Below are 23051 nucleotides of genomic sequence, written 5' to 3'. Positions count from 1 at the left end.
GCCGCGTGATCCTAGAGCCCCCAGGTGTCCACCCCGGAAACCCGCCACCACTGACCCGCCGGAGTCACCACGACGAGTCGCCGACGTACCGGAGCCTCACGGCTTCAGTCGCCGACGTACCGGAGTCTCACGACGAGGTGCGCCGACCTGTCGGAGTCTCACGACGAGGTGCGCCGACCTGTCGGAGTCTCACGACGAGTCGCGCCGACCTGTCGGAGTCCCCACGGGGGATCAGTCGGCGAAGCCGACATCGCGCGCTGCCGACCGAGCGCAGCGAGGACCACAGCTTGCGCGGGAATGTCCTTGTGCCCCCAGGAGGATTCGAACCTCCGCCCCTGCCTCCGGAGGGCAGTGCTCTATCCCCTGAGCTATGGGGGCCCGGGGTGTCACCAACCGTAGCAGGTCCGGACCGGCCTCCTGTACGCGTGTCGGGCCTCCCGGGCGTGCCGTCGCCGGACGGGAGGCGCGTGTCGGCCCCGCCCCGCGCCTCCCGTCCGCTGACGGTCCGCTCACGGTCCGCTGATGGTCCGTCGACGGTCCGCTGACGGCCCAGCGACGCTCCCGGCGACGCTCCGGCCGCCACGCTGGCGACCCTTCCCCGGCGGCGGCGTCAGGGCGTCGGTGCGCTGCTCTCGGGGGCGCGGGCGTCGGGCGCGACCGCGGCGCGGACCGCGTCGACGACGGGCTGCGCGGCTCCGGGTTCGGTGAAGAGGGTGGACGAGGTGTGGATCCAGTAGGGGTCGGCGAACGCGTCGGCGCGGCCGGTCTTCCCGCTCAGGGTGAAGTACCCCTCGACCGTGTAGGTGGGGACGGAGCCGCCCTGTTCGAAGAGGGCGTCCTTGAGCTGGGTGAGCTGCTTCCCCGGCAGGTGTGCGACGGCGACGGTCACGGTGACGTCGTCGTCGGCGGTGGAGCGCCAGGTGCAGACGCGGCCGTCCTGGGCGGCGATCTGGGCGACGGGGGAGCCCTTGGTCGGCTTCGGGGCGCGGACCCGTTCGAACTGCTGCCCGTAGACGCTGAACGTGTCGGTGGGGACGAGTTCGGCGCAGGTCTGGCTGACCGGCCGTCCGACGACGCCGGCGGTGGCCGTGGCGGACGCGGTCGCGCGGTCGCTGCCGCCGCCGGAGCAGCCGGCGAGGACGAGGGCGGCGGGGACGACGAGGGCGGCGATGCTGATCGCCCGGAGGCTGCGGGAGGTCATGACCGACCATCCTGGTGCATCGGCCCCGGCGTGGTCCGGGCGCTTGCTGGGTGTCCCGGTAGACTCGTGCGCCGTGACTCCTGCCGAACTCTCCGAAGCGTACCTGTCGATCCTCACGGGCATCGTCGAGCGACGCGGTGCTGCCGACACGGTGACGATCGAGCAGTCGCACGTGGCGTTGGAGCGGCCGAAGAACCGTGCCCACGGCGACTGGGCGTCGAACGCGGCGATGCAGCTCGCGAAGCGCCTGGGCACGAACCCGCGCGAGCTCGCGACGGAGATCGCCGGCGAGCTGACCGAACTCGACGGTGTGGCGTCGGTGGACGTCGCGGGTCCGGGCTTCATCAACATCACCCTCGAGGCCGCTGCGGCCGGCGAGGTCGCGCGCACCATCGTCGACCAGGGCGAGTCGTTCGGCCACAGCGACCTGTACGACGGCGTCCGCATCGACCTGGAGTTCGTCTCGGCGAACCCGACCGGTCCGATCCACATGGGCGGTGTCCGCTGGGCCGCGGTCGGCGACAGCCTGGCCCGTGTGTTCCAGGCGCAGGGCGGCCTGGTCACCCGCGAGTACTACTTCAACGACCACGGCAACCAGATCGACCGGTTCGCCCGGTCGCTGCTGGCGTCCGCGCTGGGCGAGCCGACGCCGGAGGACGGCTACGGCGGTGCCTACATCGGCGAGATCGCGGCCCGGGTGCTCGCGACGCTCGAGCCGGGTCTCGACGTGACGGACATGCCGCGCGACGAGGCGCAGGAGCTGTTCCGCCGCGAGGGCGTCGAGTTCATGTTCACGGACATCAAGCGCTCGCTGCACGACTTCGGCGTGGACTTCGACGTCTTCTTCCACGAGAACTCGCTGCACGAGTCGAAGGCCGTCGACCGCGCCATCGCCCGGCTGCAGGAGCAGGGCCGGATGTACGAGGCGGACGGCGCACTGTGGCTCCGGACGACGGACTTCGGTGACGACCGTGACCGGGTGGTCATCAAGTCGGACGGCGAGCCCGCGTACATCGCCGGCGACCTGGCGTACTACCTCGACAAGCGCGAGCGCGGCTTCGAGCGGAACCTGATCATGCTCGGCGCGGACCACCACGGCTACGTCGGCCGCATGATGGCGATGTGTGCCGCGTTCGGTGACGAGCCGGGCAAGAACCTCGAGATCCTCATCGGGCAGCTGGTGAACCTGCTCAAGGACGGCCAGCCGCTCCGGATGTCGAAGCGCAACGGCACGGTCGTGACCATGGAGGACCTGGTCGACGCGGTCGGTGTCGACGCCGGTCGGTACGCCCTGGTCCGCTTCGCGAGCGACACTGCGATCGACATCGACCTCGACCTGCTCACCAAGCGGACGAACGACAACCCCGTCTTCTACGTGCAGTACGCCCACGCCCGCACGCAGTCCGTCGCGCGGAACGCCGCCGCGTCGGGTGTCGACCGTTCGGTGTTCGACGCGTCGCTGCTGACGCACGAGTCGGAGAGCTCGCTCCTCGGTGCCCTCGCCGAGTACCCGCGGGTGCTCCGTCAGGCCGCCGAGCTCCGTGAGCCGCACCGCATCGCGCGCTTCATCGAGCAGCTCGCCGGGCTGTACCACCGCTGGTACGACTCCTGCCGTGTCACCCCGCTCGGCGACGAGTCGGTGACCGACCTGCACCGCACCCGCCTGTGGCTGAACGACGCCACCGGCCAGGTCGTCCGCAACGGTCTCGGGCTGCTCGGCGTCAGCGCGCCCGAACGGATGTAGCGGTGTCGTCCGCAGCGGCTCCGGCAGCGGGTCGACGCCCGAAGTGCCGCGGCCGGACGGTCGCGATCGTCCTGGTCGTCGTCCTCGTGGTGCTGGCCGTGCTGGTCGTCGTGGCGGAGTTCGTGCTCCGCGGCGTGGTCGACCGGACGGTCGCCTCGCAGGTCGAGCAGTCGCTGCCGGACGGCTCGACGGGCACCGTCGACGCGCACGTGTCGGGGGTCGTCATCCCGCAGCTGCTCCGCGGGACCCTCGACGACGTCCGGATCACCTCCGACCGGCTGACGGTGGAGGGCATCCCGCTCGCCGCCGACGTCACGGCGCACGACCTGCCCGTGGACGGCAAGGGTGCGGTGCACGACGTCGACGGCACGGTCCGACTGGCCTCCGGTGCGGTCAAGGACCTGTCGAAGTACTCGCCGCTGTTCGAGCGTGTCCGGCTCATCGACGGCGGGGTCGAACTGCGTGGCAGCGCCACGGTGCTCGGCTTCCGCATCGGGTACGCGGCGGACGGTTCGGTGACCGCGCAGTCCGACGGGCGCGGGGTGACGATCACGCCGAAGACCGTGCGGATCACGAACTCCTCGCTCGGGTTGAAGGTCGATGACATCCCCGGCGTCTCGGACGTCCCGGTGCCGGTCTGCACGGCGCAGTTCCTGCCGGAACAGCTCCGTGTCCGGTCCCTCCGGGTGACCTCGGCGGCGGCGACGGTGCGGATCACGGCCGACGAACTGCCCCTCAACGAGGCGGGTCTGCGCACCACCGGTCGCTGCTGACCGGGCGCGTGGTGCCGTCTCCGACGGCCGTCCACAGGCCTGCGTCACATGGCCGGGAGGCCCGCTCGGGCCGGATAGGATCGGGTCCCGTGAGCGAGAACCCCCTTGCGCCGCCGCGACTGCGGTTCCCGGCGGACGCCTCCGAGCTGGTGAGCCGCATCTGGCCCGCGTCCGCGACGCGGACCGACGAGGGCATGCTCGCCGTCGGCGGGGTCGCTGCCGACGAGCTCGTCGCCCGGTTCGGTTCCCCCCTCTACGTCGTCGACGAGCGGGACGTGCAGTCCCGTGCCGTCCGCGTGCGGGACGCCTTCACCGACGCGTTCACCCGGATCGGCACGCGGGCACACGTCTACTACGCCGCGAAGGCCTTCTGGACGACGCACGTCGCCCGGTGGATGGCCGACGCCGACCTCCGTCTCGACGTCTGCACGATGGGCGAGCTCGCCGTCGGGCTGGCTGCCGGCGTCGACCCGGCACGGATGGGCTTCCACGGCAACGACAAGTCCGACGCCGAGATCGAGCGCGCCGTCGCGGTCGGGCTCGGCACGATCGTCCTCGACAGCCACGAGGAGATCGGCCGCGTCGCCCGGATCGCCGCCGCCGCCGGGGTCACCCAGCGGGTCCGCATCCGGATCAACAGCGGGGTGCACGCCTCGACACACGAGTTCCTGGCGACCGCGCGCGAGGACCAGAAGTTCGGCATCCCGCTGTCCGAGGCGGTGCAGGCCGCGACCGCCGTCCGTGCCGAACCGTCGCTCGCCTTCGTCGGGCTGCACTCGCACATCGGCTCGCAGATCTTCGACGACAGCGGGTTCCGCGAAGCCGCCCGTCGACTCATGGACGTGCACGCCACGTTGGTGCAGTCCGGTCCGGTGCCGGAGCTCAACCTCGGCGGCGGCTGGGGCATCGACTACACCGAGGCCGACTCCGCCCTCGAGCCGGAGGACGTCGCGGACGCCCTCGCCGCGATCATCGCCGACGAGTGCTCCGCCCGGGGCATCCCGGTGCCCGAGATCGCGGTGGAGCCCGGCCGGTACATCGTCGGCCCGCCCGGCGTCACGCTGTACCGCGTCGGCACGATCAAGCCCGTCTCGGTGGATGCCGAGGACGGCACCGCGGCGACCCGCACCTACGTGTCGGTCGACGGCGGGATGAGCGACAACGTCCGGCCGGCGCTCTACGGCGCCGACTACACGGCACGGCTCGCCCGCACCTCGGACGCCGACCCGGTGCTGACCCGCGTGGTCGGCAAGCACTGCGAGAGCGGCGACGTGGTCGTCCACGACGAGTACCTGCCCGGCGACGTGCACCGCGACGACCTGCTCGCCGTGGCCGCGACCGGTGCCTACTGCTGGAGCCTGGCGAGCAACTACAACCACGTCGGTCGCCCGCCGGTCGTCGCGGTCGCCGACGGGGCAGCCCGTATCCTCGTGCGAGGCGAGAGCGTCGACGACCTCCTCGCCCGAGACACGGGCGTCGTGCCGGTACCCGACACCGGTCCGGACGCCTGAGAACCCGACCCGGAGAGACCCCCACCAGATGATCGAATACCGCAACGTCCGCGTCGCACTGCTCGGAGCCGGCTCGGTCGGCTCCCAGGTCGCACGACTCCTGCTCGAGCACGGACCGGAGCTCGCCACGCGAGCCGGCGCCGGTCTCGAACTCGTCGGGATCGCCGTGCGCGACGTCGACGCCCAGCGGGACGTCGACCTGCCGCGCGAGTTGTTCACGACGGACGCCGGTTCGCTCATCGTCGGAGCCGACATCGTCGTCGAGCTCATCGGCGGCATCGAGCCCGCCCGCACGCTCGTGCTGCAGGCGCTGCAGTCCGGCGCCGACGTCGTCACCGGCAACAAGGCACTGCTCGCGACGCACGGCCCGGAGCTCTTCGCCGCGGCCGAGCAGGTCGGCGCACAGCTCTACTACGAGGCGGCCGTCGCCGGGGCGATCCCGATCATCCGGCCGCTGCACGACTCGCTGGCGGGTGACCGCATCGAGCGGATCATGGGCATCGTCAACGGCACCACCAACTTCATCCTCGATCTGATGGACCGCGAGGGCGCGACGTTCACGGACGCCCTGGCCACCGCGACGGAGCTCGGGTACGCCGAGGCCGACCCGACCGCCGACATCGAGGGCTACGACGCGGCGCAGAAGGCGGCGATCCTGGCGTCGATCGCGTTCCACACCTCGGTCCCGCTCGCCGCCGTGCACCGCGAGGGCATCACCTCCGTGACGATCGAGCAGGTCCGAGCCGCGCGCAAGGCCGGCTACGTCGTGAAGATCCTCGCGACGTGCGAGCGACTCACCGACGCCGACGGCCGCGAAGGTGTCAGCGCCCGGGTCTACCCGGCCCTGGTGCCGGAGTCGCACCCGCTCGCCAGCGTGCACGGTGCGAAGAACGCGGTGTTCGTCGAGGCCGAGGCCGCCGGCGACCTGATGTTCTACGGCGCCGGAGCCGGTGGGGTGGAGACGGCCTCCGCGGTCCTCGGCGACCTGGTGTCCGCCGCCCGCCGCCACGTCATCGGTGGCCCGGGTGTCGCCGAGTCGACCCGGTCGGCGCTGCCGGTGTTCCCGATCGGGACCGTCCGCACTCGCTACCAGATCTCCCTGCACGTGTCGGACGCACCGGGTGTGCTCTCGGCCGTCGCCGGGGTGCTCGCGGCCCACGGCGTCAGCGTCGAGACCGTCGAGCAGACCACCACGGGTGCCACCGAGGGGACGGCGACGCTCGTCATCGGGACGCACCTGGCGAGAGAGGCCGACCTGGCCGACACCGTCGCCGCGCTCCGCGGTGAGGACGTGGTCCTGGACGTGACCAGCGTCCTGCGGTTCGTCGGCGTCTAGCGCGACCACGCGCCTCCCGGCACCGGACCGACCACCCGCACCGTTCCACACCGCCCGTTCCACACAGCCCGATCCGACCCAGACCGACCCACCGGACAGAGAGAGAAGCCTGATGGCCCACCAGTGGCAGGGAGTCCTGCGCGAGTACGCCGACCGACTCGACGTGACCGACGCGACCCCGATCGTGACGCTCGGTGAGGGCGGGACCCCGCTCATCCCGGCCCGTCGGCTCTCCGAGCGCACCGGCGCGACCGTGTACGTGAAGTACGAGGGCATGAACCCGACCGGTTCCTTCAAGGACCGCGGCATGACGATGGCGATCTCGAAGGCCGTCGAGCACGGCGCGAAGGCCGTCATCTGCGCCTCGACCGGCAACACCAGCGCCTCGGCCGCCGCGTACGCCACGCACGCCGGCATCACCGCCGCGGTGCTCGTGCCCGAGGGCAAGATCGCGATGGGCAAGCTCAGCCAGGCCGTCGCCCACGACGCCCAGCTGCTGCAGGTGCAGGGCAACTTCGACGACTGCCTGGACATCGCGCGCGACCTGTCCGCCAACTACCCGGTGCACCTGGTCAACTCGGTGAACAACGACCGCATCGAGGGGCAGAAGACCGCCGCGTTCGAGGTCGTCGACGTCCTCGGTGACGCACCGGACTTCCACTTCCTGCCGGTCGGCAACGCGGGCAACTACACCGCGTACTCCCGCGGCTACCGCGAGGACGTCGCCTCGGGGCGCTCCACCAAGATGCCGCGCATGTTCGGGTTCCAGGCCGCGGGCTCGGCCCCGATCGTGCACGGTGAGGTCGTCCGACACCCGGAGACCATCGCCTCTGCCATCCGCATCGGCAACCCGGCGTCGTGGAAGTACGCGCTGGAGGCCCGTGACGAGACCGACGGCTACTTCGGTGCCATCTCGGACGAGGCGATCCTGGCGGCGCACCACCTGCTCTCGGCCGAGGTCGGCGTCTTCGTCGAGCCGGCATCGGCCATCGGTGTCGCCGGGCTGCTCGAGCGCTCCGACGAGGGCGTCATCCCGAAGGGCGCGACGGTCGTCATCACGGTGACCGGCCACGGCCTCAAGGACCCGCAGTGGGCGCTCCGCACCCAGGACGGTGGCGAGGTCACGCCGACGAGCGTCCCGGTCGACACCGCGGCGATCGCGGACGTGCTCGGACTGGTCAGCGCGCGGTGAGCGCCGACCGCTCGTCCGGACCGGGGGAGGGCATGACCGCCCACATCGCTGTACCGGCCGGACGGGCGGTGCGTGTGCGCGTCCCGGCGACGTCGGCGAACCTCGGGCCGGGGTTCGACTCCCTGGGACTCGCGCTCTCGCTCTACGACGAGGTCGTCGTGCGCGTCCGCCCGGAGCCCGGCGCGACCGTCACGATCGACGGTGTCGGTGCCGGCGAGGTCCCGACCGACGACACGAACCTGGTGGTCCGGGCCGTGCGCCGTGGCCTCGAACACGCCGGGGTCCCGCAGCCGGGGCTCGAGCTGCACGCCACGAACGCCATCCCGCACGGTCGCGGCCTGGGCTCCTCGGCGGCGGCCATCGTCGCCGGGCTGATGGCGGCACGTGGCCTGCTCGAGGGCGTGGTCGACCTCGACGCGGCGACCCTGCTCACCCTCGCCACCGAGATGGAGGGGCACCCGGACAACGTCGCCCCGGCCCTCTTCGGCGGGCTGACGATCGCGTGGATGACCCCGGACGGGCCGGCGCACAAGCGACTGCTCGTGCACCGCGGTGTCTCGCCGGTCGTGTTCGTGCCGACGTCGACGCTCTCGACGAAGCTCGCCCGGTCCCTGCAGCCGATGACCGTCCCGCACGAGGACGCCGCGTTCAACGTGTCCCGCTCCGCACTGCTCGTCGCGGCGCTCATCCAGAGTCCGGAACTGCTGCTCGCCGCGACGGAGGACCGGCTCCACCAGGCCTACCGGGCGAGCGCCATGCCCGAGACCGACGCCCTGATCGGTCTGCTCCGCCAGCACGGCCTGGCCGCGGTCGTCTCGGGAGCCGGGCCGAGCCTCCTGGTCATGGGCAGCGACCCGGCGCAGCGTCTCGACGCTGCCGGACTGGTCGAGCGACACGCCGAATCCACCTGGCGTCCGCTCATGCTGGCCGTCGATCTGGGTGGTGCTACAGTGAAAGCGCTCCCGACGCTCGAAGCCGATCTCGCGCAGGCCTCGACCATCCACGGTCGACCGCCAGCCTGATCCGGTGCGTGGGGCACTTTCTCCAGATCACCGTTCTCGGGCCAGATTCATCATGCCTGGCCAGATCACCGTTCCCGGTCCGTCGTCTGAACGACGGCCGTTGCACGCTGCCACGAGATCGGTGGAAACTCTCCGCGTTCTGCGGTCGGAAGGAACAACAGCATCGTGACCGACGTCACCACCTCCACCTCGGTGGAGATCCCCACTGACCTCCGCGCACTCCGTCTCCCGGAGCTCCAGCGCATCGCCTCGTCCCTCGGCATCACGGGGCTCTCGAAGCTCCGCAAGGGCGACCTGATCGCGTCGATCGAGGACAAGCGTCCGGCCGAGGCACCCGCCTCCGTGACGCCGACCCTCGACGGCGCCGGGACCGGCACGCCGGCTCCCGAGGCCGCTCCGGCAGCGGAGGCACCCGTCACCCAGGCCGCCGCGCAGGCGCCGGCCACCCAGTCACCGGCCACGCAGGCCGACGCCCCCGCCGAGTCCGCCCCGCGCGGTCGTCGCAGCCGTCGCGTCACCTCGGGAGGCACGGTCACCGCCGAGCCGACCGCTGCGGTCGCGCACACCAACGCCGGGCACACCGGCACCGAGGACCTCCTCGCCGGCCTCGACCAGGTCCGCGCCGAGAAGGACGCTCAGGAAGCCGCCCAGAGCGGCCAGCGTCGCGGACGCGGTCGTGACCGTCAGGCGCAGCAGGCCGACGCGCAGGAGTCGCGCGGCGCCACCGCCGAGACCCAGGTCCCGGTCGCGGACGCCGTCGAGCAGGGCGACCAGGACGCCGTGCAGGACGACACCCAGTCGACCGAGGGCCAGCAGAACGACCAGTCCGACCAGGGCGACCAGTCCGAGGGCGGCGCCCGTCGTGGCCGTCGCAGCCGCGGCCGTGGTCGTGGCCGCGGGCAGAACGCCGACCAGGCCGACCAGGGCGAGCAGAAGCCCGCCCAGCAGCAGGCCGAGCCCGAGCAGAAGCCGGCGCAGCAGCAGAACGGCAAGCAGCAGAACGGTCAGCAGAAGCAGCAGGACCAGCGCGACACGCAGCGCGACCAGAAGCAGCAGGACGCGCAGCGCGACCAGAAGCAGCAGGACGCCCAGCGTGACCAGCAGCGCGGCGACCAGCAGCGTGGCGAGCAGCAGCGCGCCGCCGAGCAGGAGGCCGAGAACGGTCGCACCCGCCGGCAGCGTGACCGCAAGCGCGGTCGCGGTGGCCAGAACGACGAGTTCGAGCCCGAGGTGACCGAGGACGACGTCCTCATCCCGATCGCCGGCATCCTCGACGTGCTCGACAACTACGCCTTCGTGCGCACCACCGGCTACCTGCCGGGACCGGAGGACGTCTACGTCTCGCTCGGCCAGGTGAAGAAGTACCACCTGCGCAAGGGCGACGCCGTCGTCGGTGCGATCAAGCAGCCGCGTGACAACGAGCAGCAGAGCCGTCAGAAGTACAACGCGCTGGTGAAGATCGACACGGTCAACGGCCAGACCGCCGACGAGGCCGCCGCCCGCGTCGACTTCCAGGACCTCACCCCGCTGTACCCGAACGAGCGCCTGCGCCTCGAGACCGAGCCGGCGAAGCTGTCGACGCGGATCATCGACCTGGTGTCGCCGATCGGCAAGGGCCAGCGCGGTCTCATCGTCTCCCCGCCGAAGGCCGGCAAGACCGTCGTCCTGCAGGCCATCGCGAACGCCGTCTCGAAGAACAACCCCGAGGCGCACCTCATGGTCGTCCTGGTGGACGAGCGTCCCGAAGAGGTCACCGACATGCAGCGCACGGTGCAGGGCGAGGTCATCGCCTCGACCTTCGACCGTCCCGCCGAGGACCACACCACGGTCGCCGAGCTCGCCATCGAGCGTGCCAAGCGCCTGGTCGAGCTGGGCCACGACGTCGTCGTGCTGCTCGACTCGATCACCCGCCTGGGGCGCGCGTACAACCTGGCCACCCCGCCGTCGGGCCGCGTGCTCTCCGGTGGCGTGGACTCGGCCGCGCTCTACCCGGTCAAGCGCTTCTTCGGCGCCGCCCGCAACATCGAGAACGGCGGCTCGCTGACCATCCTCGCCACGGCGCTCGTCGAGACCGGGTCGAAGATGGACGAGGTGATCTTCGAGGAGTTCAAGGGCACCGGCAACATGGAGCTCCGCCTCAACCGTCACCTGGCCGACAAGCGGATCTTCCCCGCCGTCGACATCAACGCCTCCGGGACCCGTCGCGAGGAGCAGCTGCTCTCCGCCGACGAGGTCGCGATCACGTGGCGCCTGCGTCGGGCCCTCGCCGGGCTCGACACCCAGCAGGCACTCGACGTGGTGCTGCGGAACCTCAAGGAGACGCAGTCGAACGTGGAGTTCCTGGTCCAGATCCAGAAGTCCGTGCCGGCGACCAGCGGTCACGGCAACGGCCACCAGGAGTAACGCGTGTTCGAGTCGGTGGCAGGGCTGCTGGCGGAACACGAGGAACTGACGCAGCAGCTGTCGGACCCCGCGCTCCACGCCGACGCGGCCCGTGCGAAGAAGGTCAACCGGCGGTACGCCGAACTCAGCCAGATCAAGGCGGCGTACGAGGCCTGGCAGGCGGCGGGGGACGACCTCGCCGCCGCCCGGGAACTCGCGCGTGAGGACGAGGCGTTCGCGGACGAGGTCCCCGGGCTCGAGGAGCAGCTGGCGGAGCGCCAGGAGCGCCTCCGCCGGCTCCTCATCCCGCGTGACCCCGATGACGGCCGTGACGTGATCATGGAGATCAAGGGCGGCGAGGGCGGCGAGGAATCGGCGCTGTTCGCGGCCGACCTGCTCCGGATGTACTCGCACTACGCGGAGGGCAAGGGCTGGAAGGTCGAGCTCCTCGAGCGCACCGAGTCCGACCTCGGGGGCTACAAGGACGTCCAGGTCGCGATCAAGTCGAACGCGACCGACCCGTCCCAGGGCGTGTGGGCGCACCTCAAGTACGAGGGCGGTGTGCACCGTGTGCAGCGGGTGCCGCAGACCGAGTCGCAGGGGCGTATCCACACCTCGACGACCGGCGTGCTCGTCTTCCCCGAGGTCGACGAGCCCGAAGAGGTCGAGATCAACCAGAACGACCTGAAGATCGACGTGTACCGGTCCTCCGGTCCGGGCGGGCAGTCCGTCAACACGACGGACTCCGCGGTGCGCATCACGCACCTCCCGACCGGCATCACGGTCGCGATGCAGAACGAGAAGTCGCAGCTGCAGAACCGCGAAGCGGGGATGCGCGTCCTGCGTGCCCGCATCCTCGCGCGCCAGCAGGAGGAACTCGACGCCCTGGCCTCGGACGCGCGCAAGTCCCAGATCCGCGGGATGGACCGGTCGGAGCGCATCCGCACCTACAACTTCCCGGAGAACCGGATCGCGGACCACCGCACCGGGTACAAGGCCTACGACCTCGACCGCGTCATGAACGGCGCGCTCGAGCCGGTCATCCAGTCGGCGATCTCCGCGGACGAAGAGGCACGCCTGGCCGCCATCGGCGACCAGGACGCCTGACCGGCGTGGACCTGCCGCAGCCGACTTACGCCGCGGACCGTCTCCTCCGGGAGGCGGCCGCGGCGTTGTCCGCGGCCGGCGTACCGACCCCGCAGGTCGATGCGGAACTGCTGCTCGCGTGGGCGACCGACACCTCCCGCGGTGCCGTCCAGGCCCGTGCGATGACGGGAGGCGCGATCGGCGCCGAGCACGTCGAGCGCTTCCGGCACGCGGTGGCCCGGCGCGTCACCCGCGAGCCGTTGCAGCACGTCACCGGTGAAGCTCACTTCCGCGCCCTGACCCTGTCCGTGGGACCCGGCGTCTTCGTGCCGCGTCCCGAGACCGAGTCCGTCGTGCAGTTCGGCATCGACGCGCTCCGGGCGACCGCGGTGCCGGAACCGATCGCCGTCGACCTCGGTACCGGCAGTGGTGCGATCGCCATCGCGATGGACACCGAGGTGCCGAACGCCGTCGTGTACGCCGTCGAACGCTCCGCCGAGGCCCTGCCGTGGACCCGGCGCAACGTCGACGCCCACGGCGGCACGGTGCGACTCGTCGAGGGTGACCTCGCCGACGCGTTCCCGGAGCTCGACGGACAGGTGTCGGTCGTCGTCTCGAACCCGCCGTACGTCCCCGACGACGCACTGCCGATCGACCCCGAGGTCCGCGACCACGACCCGGCGCTCGCGCTCTACGGCGGACCCGACGGCCTCGACGCCGTGCGGGCCCTCACCGAGACCGCGTGGCGACTGCTCGTGCCCGGCGGACTCCTCGTCGTCGAGCACGCCGAGCAGCAGGGGGCCGGGGTGCGTGCGGTCCTCGCGGCACGGGGCTTCCGGTCGCCGGAGACGCACGTCGACCTCACCGGACGCGACCGGACGACCACCGCCACGCGCTAGGCGGACGGAGGGCGGGCCTCCCGGCAGTCGGTCAGGCGTCGGTCGGGACCGACGCGGTGTCGTGGGCGGCGATGAACGTCCTGACGGCGTCACGGAGGTCCGTGTCGCGCTCGACCAGGACCGCCGTGATGCCGACACTCCGGGCACCAGCGACGTTCTCCGGCATGTCGTCGGCGAAGAACGTGCGCTCGGCGGGGACGCCGTGGTGTTCGAGCACCCGACGGAAGACGTCCGGCTCCGGCTTGCGGGCGCCGAAGTTGCTGGACGTGTCCAGGTGCTCGCCGAACAGCGGGGGCAGTGACGGCACCCACTCGTGCAGCCACCGACCGGCCAGCGGACCGTTGTTCGTGAGGAGCGCCACGCGGCCGTGCTCCTTGGCGATCCGGACCGCCTCGACCCGGTCGGGCAGCTCGGTCATCGCGGCGCCACGGACGCGGGCCCACTCGGCCTCGTCGACCGTGCAGCCCATCGCCTCCTGGAAGGCGGCCAGGTACGCGTCGCCGTCGGCGAAGTGTCCCGCTTCGGCGAGCTGCTCGCTGCCGGTGTCCCACCAGCGGCGACGGAGCTCGGCGAACTCGTGGCCCGTCAGCTCGGAGAGCCCGGCCATGCGGGTCTTCCAGTCGTAGCGGACGAGCACGTCGTCCATGTCGAAGAGGAACAGGAGTGGGGGCGCAGCGGTCTCGTTCACGATGTGCACCATCCTCGCGCACTATCATCGTGCAGGTCATGGCTTCCCGATACGACTGCTCCGACCCCGACGGGCTCCTCACCGGGATGCGGCTCGCCCGAGCCGCCCTCGGTCGCGGTGAACTCGTCGTCGTGCCCACCGACACCGTGTACGGCGTCGCGGCGGACGCGTTCAGCGCGCAGGCCGTGCAGCGCCTGCTCGATGCGAAGGGCCGGACCCGGCAGTCGCCGCCGCCCGTGCTCATCCCGGGCGTGGCGACCATGGATGCCCTCGCCAGCGAGGTGCCCGAGCAGGTCCGGCGCCTCGTCGACGAGTTCTGGCCCGGTGGGCTCACGGTGATCCTCCGCGCGCAGCCGTCCCTCGACTGGGACCTCGGCGAGACCCGCGGCACGGTGGCGCTCCGGATGCCGGACTCGCGCATCGCCCTCGAACTCCTGCAGGAAGTCGGACCGCTCGCGGTGTCGTCCGCGAACTCTACCGGCGACCCCGCCGCGATGGACATCGACGACGCCGAACGGATGCTCGGCGACAGCATCGCGGTGTACCTCGACGGGGGAGCGATCCCCGCGCACGAGGGCACCGCCTCCTCGACCGGCTCCACGATCGTCGACGCCACCGGCCTCGCCGCGGGGGAGGGCCTCCGGATCGTGCGCCACGGCGTGATCTCCGACGACGAGATCAGGCGGGTCGTCGGGGACGACCTCGTGCGGTGAAGTTCTACCTGCTCGCGGGCGTCATCTCGGCGGTCGTGAGCTTCCTGGTCAGCTGCGTCGTCTGGAAGCTCGGCGTCAAGTACAAGTGGTACCCGAAGGTCCGCGAACGGGACGTGCACCGCACCCCGACGCCGCGGCTCGGTGGCATCGCGATGTTCCTCGGCGTGATCGTCTCCCTGCTCTGCGCCTGGTTCCTCTTCCCCGCCATCGCCGGACAGGACTACTTCCGGTTGGTGTTCGCGGAACCAGGGCGGGTGTTGGCGGTGCTCGCCGGTGCCACGATCATCGTGGTGCTCGGCGTCGCGGACGACATCTGGGACCTCGACTGGATGACGAAGCTCGCGGGCCAGATCATCGCGGCCGGCATCCTCGCGTGGCAGGGCGTCGCCATCGTGTCGCTGCCGATCGGCAACACGCTCGGCGTCGGCTCGTCCTACATGAGCCTGATCTTCACGGTGCTCGCCGTCGTCCTGGTGATGAACGCGGTGAACTTCATCGACGGTCTCGACGGTCTGGTCGCCGGCGTCGCGATCATCGCCGGCGGGGTGTTCTTCCTCTACACGTTCTTCATCAACCGCGTGGTCGTCGAGACGGAGTTCTTCTTCAACCTGCCGTCGCTGCTGACCGCGGTGCTGGTCGGCGCCTGTGCGGGGTTCCTGGTGCTCAACTGGCACCCGGCCAAGCTGTTCATGGGGGACGCCGGGGCGCTGCTCGTCGGTTTCCTCATGGCCACCAGCGCGGTGTCGATCACGGGCAACATCGACCCCGCTGCGGTCCGCACCCGGACCGACCTGCTGCCCGCGTTCATCCCGATCCTGCTGCCGTTCGCGATCCTGGTCGTGCCGATCCTGGACTTCGCCCTCGCCGTGGTCCGCCGCGTCAGTGCCGGCAAGTCGCCGTTCTCGGCCGACCGGAAGCACCTGCACCACCGGCTGCTCGACATGGGCCACTCGCACTTCCACGCGGTGCTCATCTTCTACGCGTGGACGGCCACGGTCGCCTTCGGGTGCCTGCTGTTCCTCTTCGTCAACTGGTGGTGGGTCACTGCCTTCGTGGCGGTGGGGTTCACCGTGTGCGCCATCGCGACGTTCGCGCCGCTCGGCCGGAAGCGCGTCGAGATCGCCGCGCAGACGACCGCCCGTCGTGGGGGAGCGGTGGATGCCAGCCTCGACCCGCTCGACCGTGCCGCGGCCGTCCGCGACCCGCACGCCAACCACCCGTCCCGCCCGATCCCTGGAGACCCCTCGTGACCACCCCGAACGGCCTCGACCACGTCCGGCCGGTCTTCCGGCGCATCCTGCTGCAGGGTGCCGTCCTCGCCGGAGCCCTCGCCGTCGTCGGGGGTGTCGTCGGGTGGTTCGTCGCCGGTGGCCCCGGACTGACCGGCGGGCTGATCGGCGCCGTGATGAGCGTCGTGTTCTGCGGGCTCACCGCGGTCAGCGTCCTCCTGGCGATCCGGTTCTCCGGCGGCCAGATGATCTCCGGGGCCTTCTTCGGCACGATCATGGGGACCTTCCTGGTGAAGTTCGTGGTGTTCATCGTCGTGCTCGTGGCGTTGAAGGACCGCGACTGGGTGAACACGCCGGTCCTGGCGATCGCGATCATCATCGGGGTCATCGGTTCGCTCGTGATCGACGTCACCGTGATCGCCCGCGCCCGGGTCCCGATCGGCGTCAGCCTGCCCGGAGACCGGACGGACGCTGAGGATCGCGACCCCGCTGCCTGAGAGCCCGAGAAGCCGCACACACCTGATAGGCTTCTGGAGCCCGCTGCCGGAGCATGAGCTCGGACGGGCAAGCCTCCACATCAGTCCACCTCCGCGTGCCATGCGTGCGCGCCCCGACACAGGAGACAGCGCTGCTATCCCACGCTCTTCCCCTGTCCCTCATCGCTGCGGGTAACCCCGTCGCGGCGGGGAGCAGCAAGGCCGCCGAGTTCCATGGTCCGTCGATCAACGAGTTCTTCCCGGACCCGATCTTCTTCGCCGGTACTGCGTTCGAGATGGACCGCATCGTCCTCATCCGCTTCTTCGCGGTGGCCGTGCTCCTCGTCTTCGCATTCGCCGGAACCCGCGCGCTCAAGCTGGTCCCCAACCGTGGACAGGCATTCATCGAGTACGCCTTCGACGTCGTCCGTCGGAACACCTTCGACAACCTGGGTGAGAAGGACGGCAAGCGGTTCCTGCCGCTCCTCGCGACGATCTTCTTCGGCGTCCTGTTCATGAACCTCACGGGCCTGGTCCCGTTCATGAACATCGCCGGCACCAGCCGCATCGCGATGCCGCTGATCCTCGCGATCGTCGCCTACGTCGCGTTCATCTACGCCGGCCTCCGCAAGCACCCGGGCACGTTCCTCCGGAACTCGCTCTTCCCGCCCGGGGTGCCGTGGCCGCTGTACATCATCGTGACGCCGATCGAGCTCGTCTCCACCTTCGTGCTCCGTCCGATCACGCTGACGCTGCGACTGCTGATGAACATGGTCGTGGGGCACCTGCTCCTCGTCCTGTTCTTCTCGGCGACGTGGTTCTTCTTCTTCGACGCGGAGAGCCTCTTCAAGTTGTTCGGTGTCGGGACGCTCGCGTTCGGCATCGCCTTCAGCTTCTTCGAAGTCCTCGTCGGGTTGCTCCAGGCGTACGTCTTCATGTTGCTGACGGCCGTCTACATCCAGCTCGCGCTGGCTGACGAGCACTGACACCCTTCTGACCCCCTACGGGACCGACACTCGTCGGACCCGCACCTCGAAAGGAAAACACGTGGACGCAACGACCGTTCTCGCGGAGATCAACGGCAACATCGCGACGGTTGGCTACGGCCTCGCTGCGATCGGCCCGGCCATCGGCGTCGGCATCGTCGTCGGCAAGACCATCGAGTCCGTGGCCCGCCAGCCCGAACTGCAGGGTCGCCTCACCACCCTCATGTACATCGGTATCGCCTTCACCGAGGCCCTTGCCTTCATCGGCATCGCGACGTACTTCATCTTCACCGGCACCAACTAAGGCCCTCGATGCAGACTGCACTCATCATCGCGGCGGAGGAAACGCACAATCCGCTGATCCCACCGGTGTACGACATCGTGTGGTCCGCGGTGGCCTTCGTCATCATCTTCATCGTGATGTGGCGTGTCGTCACGCCGCGGATCACGAAGATGCTCGATGAGCGCACCGAGGCCATCGAAGGCGGCATCAAGAAGGCCGAAGCCGCCCAGGAGCAGGCCGCTGCTGCGCTCGACGAGTACAACAAGCAGCTGGCTGACGCGCGTGCCGAGGCATCGCGCATCCGTGAGCAGGCCCGTGCCGACGCCACCGCGATCGGCAACGAGGTCCGCGAGCAGGCCAGCGCCGACGCCGCACGCATCACCGCGAACGCCCAGGCGCAGATCGAGGCAGAGCGCCAGAGTGCGCTCCAGTCGCTCCGCTCCGAGGTCGGCACGCTCGCACTCGGCCTCGCGTCGGGTGTCATCGGCGAGTCCCTCCAGGACGACGCCAAGGCGACCGCCGTCGTCGACCGCTTCCTCGCCGACCTCGAGTCGTCGCAGGGTGCCCAGACGGCGGCCGGAACGGAGCACTGAGCATGCGCAGCGCCACCCGCGAAGCGATGACGTCCACCAGGGCGGTGCTCGCCGAACTCGGCGGTGCCGTCGACCTGGGCGTCGGCGCAGAGATCTTCGCCTCCGGGCGAGCGATCGCCCGGGCGTCGCAGCTGCTCAACCTGCTCGCTGACCCGACCGCCGACACCGCTGGCAAGAAGGTCCTCATCGACCGCGTCTTCGCCGGACAGAGCGACGCCACGCGCGCCGTCCTGACCGCCGTCGCCGGCTCGCGCTGGTCGTCGCAGGGTGACCTGCTCGCCGGCATCGAGGACGCAGCAGTGCGTGCCGTGGCCGCGACGGCCGACCAGTCGACCTCGATCGAGGCCGAACTGTTCGCCTTCGAGACCGCAGTGCGTTCGGACGCCGGACTCGAGCTCGCGCTCGGGACCAAGCTCGGCAGCGCCGACCAGAAGGGCTCCCTCGCGGAGCGCCTGCTGGCCGGCAAGGTGTCGCAGCAGACGATCACCATCGTGTCGAACCTCGTGCAGCAGCCCCGTGGCCGCCGCATCGGCGAGATCGTGCGTGACGCCTCCCGGATCGTCGCAGACCAGGCGGACAAGCTCGTCGCCACGGTCATCACGGCGACGCCGCTGTCCGACGACCAGGCGGCTCGTGTCGCCCACGGGATCGCGCAGCGCTACGGACGGGACATCACCGTGAACCGCGTCGTCGACCCCTCGGTCATCGGCGGGGTCCGCGTGCAGGTCGGCGGCGACGTCATCGACGGCACCGTCGCGACGCGGCTCGCAGACCTCCGTCTGCAGCTCGCCGGCTGAGCGTACGGTCGGACTCGTCCCTCCAAGTCCACAACGGGAACTGCCCCGCCCGGCAGCATCACCCTCTCGGAGCCGAAGGGCCCCGGAAACCAACAAGGAAAATCCCATGGCAGACATCACCATCAGCCCCGATGAGATCCGTGATGCCCTGAAGGACTTCGTCTCGAACTACGAGCCGACGAAGGCCTCCACGGCCGAGGTCGGGCACGTCACCGACGCCGGTGACGGCATCGCCCACGTCGAAGGCCTCCCCGGCGTCATGGCCAACGAGCTGATCCGCTTCGCGGACGGCACGCTCGGCCTCGCCCAGAACCTCGACGAGGACTCGATCGGTGCCATCGTGCTCGGCGAGTTCTCCGGCGTCGAAGAGGGCCAGGAAGTGACCCGTACGGGCGAGGTCCTCTCGGCCCCGGTCGGCGACGCCTTCCTCGGCCGGGTCGTCGACCCGCTCGGCGCCCCGATCGACGGTCTCGGTGAGATCGCAGCCGAGGGACGTCGCGCCCTCGAGCTGCAGGCACCGGGCGTCATGTCCCGCAAGTCGGTCCACGAGCCGATGCAGACCGGCATCAAGGCGATCGACGCGATGATCCCCGTCGGCCGCGGCCAGCGTCAGCTGATCATCGGCGACCGCCAGACCGGCAAGACGGCCATCGCGATCGACACGATCATCAACCAGAAGGCCAACTGGGAGTCGGGCGACGAGAACAAGCAGGTCCGCTGCATCTACGTCGCCATCGGACAGAAGGGCTCCACGATCGCCTCCGTCAAGGGCGCGCTCGAGGACGCCGGTGCGATGGAGTACACGACCATCGTCGCGGCCCCCGCCTCCGACCCGGCCGGCTTCAAGTACCTCGCCCCCTACACCGGTTCGGCCATCGGCCAGCACTGGATGTACCAGGGCAAGCACGTCCTGATCATCTTCGACGACCTGTCGAAGCAGGCCGAGGCCTACCGTGCGGTGTCGCTCCTCCTGCGTCGTCCGCCGGGACGCGAGGCCTACCCGGGTGACGTCTTCTACCTGCACTCCCGTCTGCTGGAGCGTTGCGCGAAGCTGTCCGACGAGCTCGGCGCCGGATCGATGACGGGCCTCCCGATCATCGAGACCAAGGCGAACGACGTCTCGGCGTACATCCCGACCAACGTGATCTCGATCACCGACGGCCAGATCTTCCTGCAGTCGGACCTCTTCAACGCGAACCAGCGTCCGGCCGTCGACGTGGGTATCTCGGTGTCCCGCGTCGGTGGTGACGCCCAGGTGAAGTCGATCAAGAAGGTGTCCGGCACGCTGAAGCTCGAACTGGCGCAGTACCGCTCGCTCGAGGCGTTCGCGATGTTCGCGTCCGACCTCGACCAGGCGTCGCGTCGTCAGCTCGACCGTGGTGCGCGTCTGACCGAGCTGCTCAAGCAGCCGCAGTACTCGCCGTACCCGGTGGAGGAGCAGGTCGTCTCGATCTGGGCCGGTACCAACGGCAAGCTCGACACGGTCCCCGTGCCGGACGTGCTGCGCTTCGAGTCCGAGCTGCTCGACCACCTGCGTCGCAACTCCGACGTGCTCACGACCCTCCGCGAGACGAACCAGCTCAGCGACGACACCGTCGCGGCGATGTCCAAGGAGATCGACGAGTTCACGAAGAGCTTCCAGACGAGCGACGGCAAGACGCTCGGCTCGGAGCAGTTCGACGCCGCGGACTCCGAGGACGTCGACCAGGAGCAGATCGTCAAGGGTCGTCGCTAGATGGCAGCGCAGGTCCGGGTCTACCGTCAGCGGATCAAGTCCGCGAAGACCACGAAGAAGGTCACGCGCGCCATGGAGCTGATCTCGGCGTCGCGGATCCAGAAGGCGCAAGCCCGCATGGCCGCGTCCGGTCCGTACTCCCGTGCGGTGACCCGGGCCGTGTCGGCCGTGGCGACGTTCTCGAACGTCGACCACGTGCTGACCACCGAGCCGGCGACGTCGACCCGCGCGGCCGTGGTGCTGTTCACCTCGGACCGCGGTCTCAACGGCGCGTTCAGCACCAACGTCCTCAAGCAGGGCGAGGAGCTCGCCTCCCTGCTCCGCAGCGAGGGCAAGGACATCGTGTACTACCTGGTCGGGCGCAAGTCCGTCGGGTACTTCACGTTCCGTGAGCGTGCGTCGGAGCAGCAGTGGGTCGGCAACACCGACCAGCCGGAGTTCTCGACCGCCAAGGAGATCGGCGACGCCGTCGTGGCGAAGTTCCTGCAGGACACGGCAGAGGGCGGCGTGGACGAGATCCACATCGTCTTCAACCGGTTCCTCAGCCTCGCCACGCAGGAGCCGCAGGTCGTCCGCCTGCTGCCGCTCGAGGTCGTGGACGGAGTGGACGAGCCCCAGGGCGACGAGCCGCTGCCGCTGTACGAGTTCGAGCCGGACGCCGATGCAGTGCTCGACTCGCTGCTGCCGGTCTACATCGAGAGCCGCATCTTCAACGCCATGCTGCAGTCGGCTGCTTCCGAGCACGCCGCCCGTCAGAAGGCCATGAAGGCGGCGAGCGACAACGCCGACTCCCTGATCCGTGACTTCACCCGCCTCGCGAACAACGCGCGACAGGCTGAGATCACGCAGCAGATCTCCGAGATCGTCGGCGGCGCCGACGCCCTCTCGTCGAAGAAGAAGTAGTCCGCCGCGTGCGCGGACAGACACCCACCCCAGGAAGGCACCAGCCATGACCGACACCGCAACCACCGCGGTCGAGACGTCGTCGGCGCCCGGTGTCGGCCGGATCGCCCGTGTCACGGGTCCCGTCGTCGACATCGAGTTCCCGCATGACGCGATCCCGGAGATGTACAACCTCCTGTTCACGACGATCACCATCGGTGACTCGTCGCAGGAGATCGGCCTCGAGGTCGCCCAGCACCTCGGCGACGACCTCGTCCGTGCCATCTCCCTGAAGCCGACCGACGGCCTCGTCCGTGGTCAGGAAGTCCGTGACTCGGGCGCCCCGATCTCGGTCCCCGTCGGCGACGTCACCAAGGGCAAGGTCTTCGACGTCCTCGGCAACGTGCTCAACTCCGACGAGAAGATCGAGATCACCGAGCGCTGGCCGATCCACCGCAAGGCCCCGGCCTTCGACCAGCTCGAGTCCAAGACCTCGATGTTCGAGACCGGCATCAAGTCGATCGACCTCCTCACCCCGTACGTGCAGGGTGGCAAGATCGGCCTCTTCGGTGGTGCGGGCGTCGGCAAGACCGTCCTCATCCAGGAGATGATCCAGCGCGTCGCGCAGGACCACGGCGGTGTGTCGGTGTTCGCCGGTGTCGGTGAGCGCACCCGTGAGGGCAACGACCTCATCGGTGAGATGGAAGAGGCGGGGGTCTTCGACAAGACGGCCCTCGTGTTCGGCCAGATGGACGAGCCGCCGGGGACGCGCCTCCGCGTGGCCCTGTCGGCGCTGACGATGGCGGAGTACTTCCGTGACGTGCAGAAGCAGGACGTCCTGCTCTTCATCGACAACATCTTCCGCTTCACGCAGGCCGGTTCCGAGGTCTCCACGCTGCTCGGTCGTATGCCGTCCGCAGTGGGGTACCAGCCGAACCTCGCCGACGAGATGGGTGTGCTCCAGGAGCGCATCACCTCGACGCGTGGTCACTCCATCACCTCGCTGCAGGCGATCTACGTGCCGGCCGACGACTACACCGACCCGGCTCCGGCGACCACGTTCGCCCACCTCGACGCCACGACCGAGCTCTCCCGCGAGATTGCGTCCCAGGGTCTGTACCCGGCCATCGACCCGCTGACCTCCACGTCGCGGATCATGGACCCCCGGTACCTGGGCGCCGACCACTACGAGACGGCCACGCGCGTCAAGCAGATCCTCCAGAAGAACAAGGAACTGCAGGAGATCATCGCCATCCTCGGTGTCGACGAGCTCTCCGAAGAGGACAAGATCACGGTGGAGCGCGCTCGTCGCATCCAGCAGTTCCTGTCCCAGAACACCTACATGGCGAAGAAGTTCACCGGTGTCGAGGGCTCCACGGTGCCCCTCAAGGACACCATCGAGTCCTTCCGCGCCATCGCCGACGGCGAGTTCGACCACGTCGCGACCCAGGCGTTCTTCAACGTCGGTGGCATCAACGACGTGGAAGAGAAGTGGGCTCAGATCCAGAAGGAGAACCGCTGAC

At 70.0% G+C, this 23051-nt stretch carries 21 protein-coding genes and 1 tRNA gene; 19 read left to right on the top strand and 3 right to left on the bottom strand.

Going from position 1 to position 23051, the window contains the following annotated elements:
- Positions 1-306: 306 nt before the first annotated feature.
- A tRNA-Arg gene (locus DEI97_RS09945) sits at positions 307-378 on the bottom strand.
- Between the two features lie 232 nt (positions 379-610).
- Positions 611-1201, bottom strand: a complete 591-nt coding sequence (locus tag DEI97_RS09940; protein WP_111073631.1) for a hypothetical protein — start codon at positions 1199-1201, stop codon at positions 611-613.
- A gap of 73 nt (positions 1202-1274) precedes the next feature.
- Between DEI97_RS09940 and argS the strand changes: the two genes are divergently transcribed.
- The 9 genes from argS (at position 1275) to prmC (ending at position 13146) form a co-directional block, all read left to right on the top strand.
- Entirely contained in the window at positions 1275-2945 is a 1671-nt protein-coding gene (argS, locus tag DEI97_RS09935) for an arginine--tRNA ligase (protein ID WP_111073630.1), read from the top strand.
- Between the two features lie 2 nt (positions 2946-2947).
- Positions 2948-3718 carry an LmeA family phospholipid-binding protein gene (locus tag DEI97_RS09930; RefSeq protein ID WP_111073629.1) on the top strand — a complete coding sequence of 257 codons (771 nt, stop codon included), beginning with the start codon at positions 2948-2950 and terminating at the stop codon, positions 3716-3718.
- An 89-nt stretch (positions 3719-3807) separates the two neighbouring features.
- Positions 3808-5229: a diaminopimelate decarboxylase gene (gene lysA, locus DEI97_RS09925; RefSeq protein ID WP_111073628.1), complete on the top strand. Its 1422-nt coding sequence runs from the start codon at positions 3808-3810 to the stop codon at positions 5227-5229.
- Positions 5230-5257: 28 nt separating this feature from the next.
- Positions 5258-6565, top strand: coding sequence for a homoserine dehydrogenase (locus DEI97_RS09920; protein WP_111073627.1), 1308 nt, complete (start codon positions 5258-5260; stop codon positions 6563-6565).
- 112 nt (positions 6566-6677) lie between these two features.
- Positions 6678-7757 (top strand): threonine synthase, encoded by a 1080-nt coding sequence (gene thrC / locus DEI97_RS09915; RefSeq protein ID WP_111073626.1) that lies wholly within the window; start codon positions 6678-6680, stop codon positions 7755-7757.
- Between the two features lie 32 nt (positions 7758-7789).
- Positions 7790-8779: a homoserine kinase gene (gene thrB, locus DEI97_RS09910; protein ID WP_111073722.1), complete on the top strand. Its 990-nt coding sequence runs from the start codon at positions 7790-7792 to the stop codon at positions 8777-8779.
- Between the two features lie 165 nt (positions 8780-8944).
- On the top strand, positions 8945-11182 hold the full coding sequence (gene rho / locus DEI97_RS09905; RefSeq protein ID WP_111073625.1) for a transcription termination factor Rho: 2238 nt from the start codon (positions 8945-8947) through the stop codon (positions 11180-11182).
- A 3-nt stretch (positions 11183-11185) separates the two neighbouring features.
- Positions 11186-12268, top strand: coding sequence for a peptide chain release factor 1 (gene prfA, locus DEI97_RS09900; RefSeq protein WP_111073624.1), 1083 nt, complete (start codon positions 11186-11188; stop codon positions 12266-12268).
- Positions 12265-13146: a peptide chain release factor N(5)-glutamine methyltransferase gene (gene prmC / locus DEI97_RS09895; RefSeq protein WP_502866667.1), complete on the top strand. Its 882-nt coding sequence runs from the start codon at positions 12265-12267 to the stop codon at positions 13144-13146. Before prfA ends, prmC begins: the two co-directional genes overlap by 4 nt.
- A gap of 31 nt (positions 13147-13177) precedes the next feature.
- Here prmC and DEI97_RS09890 read toward each other — a convergent pair whose 3' ends face one another.
- Positions 13178-13846, bottom strand: coding sequence for an HAD family hydrolase (locus tag DEI97_RS09890; RefSeq protein WP_111073622.1), 669 nt, complete (start codon positions 13844-13846; stop codon positions 13178-13180).
- A gap of 26 nt (positions 13847-13872) precedes the next feature.
- On the opposite strand from DEI97_RS09890, the gene DEI97_RS09885 reads away from it, so the two are divergent.
- The 10 genes from DEI97_RS09885 (at position 13873) to atpD (ending at position 23050) form a co-directional block, all read left to right on the top strand.
- Positions 13873-14547 carry an L-threonylcarbamoyladenylate synthase gene (locus DEI97_RS09885; RefSeq protein WP_111073721.1) on the top strand — a complete coding sequence of 225 codons (675 nt, stop codon included), beginning with the start codon at positions 13873-13875 and terminating at the stop codon, positions 14545-14547.
- Complete coding sequence (locus tag DEI97_RS09880) at positions 14544-15797, top strand: MraY family glycosyltransferase (protein ID WP_111073621.1); 1254 nt, start codon at positions 14544-14546, stop codon at positions 15795-15797. The genes DEI97_RS09885 and DEI97_RS09880 overlap by 4 nt, the downstream gene beginning before the upstream one ends.
- Positions 15794-16273, top strand: coding sequence for a Cg1360 family ATP-synthase-associated protein (locus DEI97_RS09875; RefSeq protein ID WP_111073620.1), 480 nt, complete (start codon positions 15794-15796; stop codon positions 16271-16273). Before DEI97_RS09880 ends, DEI97_RS09875 begins: the two co-directional genes overlap by 4 nt.
- A 104-nt stretch (positions 16274-16377) precedes the next feature.
- Positions 16378-17238: a F0F1 ATP synthase subunit A gene (atpB, locus tag DEI97_RS09870; protein ID WP_181439126.1), complete on the top strand. Its 861-nt coding sequence runs from the start codon at positions 16378-16380 to the stop codon at positions 17236-17238.
- Between the two features lie 61 nt (positions 17239-17299).
- Positions 17300-17542: an ATP synthase F0 subunit C gene (atpE, locus tag DEI97_RS09865; RefSeq protein WP_017885749.1), complete on the top strand. Its 243-nt coding sequence runs from the start codon at positions 17300-17302 to the stop codon at positions 17540-17542.
- Positions 17543-17550: 8 nt separating this feature from the next.
- Positions 17551-18114: a F0F1 ATP synthase subunit B gene (locus DEI97_RS09860; protein ID WP_111043792.1), complete on the top strand. Its 564-nt coding sequence runs from the start codon at positions 17551-17553 to the stop codon at positions 18112-18114.
- 2 nt (positions 18115-18116) lie between these two features.
- Positions 18117-18911, top strand: coding sequence for a F0F1 ATP synthase subunit delta (locus DEI97_RS09855; RefSeq protein ID WP_111073619.1), 795 nt, complete (start codon positions 18117-18119; stop codon positions 18909-18911).
- Between the two features lie 106 nt (positions 18912-19017).
- Positions 19018-20646 (top strand): F0F1 ATP synthase subunit alpha, encoded by a 1629-nt coding sequence (gene atpA, locus DEI97_RS09850; RefSeq protein ID WP_111073618.1) that lies wholly within the window; start codon positions 19018-19020, stop codon positions 20644-20646.
- On the top strand, positions 20647-21549 hold the full coding sequence (locus DEI97_RS09845; protein ID WP_111043790.1) for a F0F1 ATP synthase subunit gamma: 903 nt from the start codon (positions 20647-20649) through the stop codon (positions 21547-21549).
- Positions 21550-21595: 46 nt separating this feature from the next.
- Positions 21596-23050: a F0F1 ATP synthase subunit beta gene (gene atpD, locus DEI97_RS09840; protein WP_111073617.1), complete on the top strand. Its 1455-nt coding sequence runs from the start codon at positions 21596-21598 to the stop codon at positions 23048-23050.
- Position 23051 lies beyond the last annotated feature (1 nt).

The organism is Curtobacterium sp. MCLR17_032 (assembly GCF_003234795.2).
Lineage (GTDB): Bacteria > Actinomycetota > Actinomycetes > Actinomycetales > Microbacteriaceae > Curtobacterium.
Note: the sequence above shows the minus strand (reverse complement) of the source record. Positions and strands in the feature narration are given on the sequence as shown.

Coding starts and splice junctions, on each gene's coding strand:
- DEI97_RS09940 (WP_111073631.1), bottom strand. CDS start 1,201: ATGACCTCCCGCAGCCTCCGGGCGATCAGCATCGCCGCCCTCGTCGTC.
- DEI97_RS09920 (WP_111073627.1), top strand. CDS start 5,258: ATGATCGAATACCGCAACGTCCGCGTCGCACTGCTCGGAGCCGGCTCG.
- thrC (WP_111073626.1), top strand. CDS start 6,678: ATGGCCCACCAGTGGCAGGGAGTCCTGCGCGAGTACGCCGACCGACTC.
- thrB (WP_111073722.1), top strand. CDS start 7,790: ATGACCGCCCACATCGCTGTACCGGCCGGACGGGCGGTGCGTGTGCGC.
- DEI97_RS09890 (WP_111073622.1), bottom strand. CDS start 13,846: ATGGTGCACATCGTGAACGAGACCGCTGCGCCCCCACTCCTGTTCCTC.
- DEI97_RS09885 (WP_111073721.1), top strand. CDS start 13,873: ATGGCTTCCCGATACGACTGCTCCGACCCCGACGGGCTCCTCACCGGG.
- DEI97_RS09860 (WP_111043792.1), top strand. CDS start 17,551: ATGCAGACTGCACTCATCATCGCGGCGGAGGAAACGCACAATCCGCTG.
- DEI97_RS09855 (WP_111073619.1), top strand. CDS start 18,117: ATGCGCAGCGCCACCCGCGAAGCGATGACGTCCACCAGGGCGGTGCTC.
- atpA (WP_111073618.1), top strand. CDS start 19,018: ATGGCAGACATCACCATCAGCCCCGATGAGATCCGTGATGCCCTGAAG.
- DEI97_RS09845 (WP_111043790.1), top strand. CDS start 20,647: ATGGCAGCGCAGGTCCGGGTCTACCGTCAGCGGATCAAGTCCGCGAAG.
- atpD (WP_111073617.1), top strand. CDS start 21,596: ATGACCGACACCGCAACCACCGCGGTCGAGACGTCGTCGGCGCCCGGT.